General features: G+C 64.2%; 1 protein-coding gene. It reads left to right on the forward strand.

Annotated elements, in window-relative coordinates; all coding sequences use genetic code 11:
- The coding region (locus AAHG09_RS31860; RefSeq protein ID WP_342112355.1) for an integrase core domain-containing protein at window positions 1–565 on the forward strand (565 nt) is incomplete at its 5' end.

Consider the following 565-nt stretch of genomic DNA (forward strand, 5'->3'; position numbering starts at 1 on the left):
CACAGCCGAAGGGCGGCTCTACCTGCTCGTCGCCATCGACCGCACGACCAAGTTCGCCTTCGTTGAGCTTCACGTGAAGGCCACGCGGCGGGTCGCAGGTGACTTCCTCCGCCATCTCATCGAGGCCGTGCCTTACAAGGTGCACACGGTGCTCACCGACAACGGCACCCACTTCACCACGCCCGGCAACGTCGCCTCGGCCGCCTCCATCATCAAGGAGGCGATTGCAGCCGGCGAAACCTTCCGGGCCCACAGCTTCGAACTTGCCTGCGCCCGCAACGATATCGACCATCGGCTGACCAAACCGCGCCACCCCTGGACCAACGGTCAGGTCGAGCGGATGAACCGCACGATCAAGGACGCGACGGTCAAGCGCTACCACTATGACAGCCACGGGCAGCTCCGTGCGCACTTGGCCGACTTCGTCAGCGCCTACAACTTCGCCCGCCGCCTCAAGACCTTGCGCGGCCTCACGCCCTACGAAGCCATATGCAAGGCATGGTCGGCCGAGCCCAGCCGCTTCAGGTCAGACCCGCTCCACCAAATGCTGGGACCAAACATCTAG

The organism is Methylobacterium guangdongense (genome assembly GCF_038442355.1).
In the GTDB taxonomy this organism is placed as follows: Bacteria; Pseudomonadota; Alphaproteobacteria; order Rhizobiales; family Beijerinckiaceae; genus Methylobacterium; species Methylobacterium guangdongense.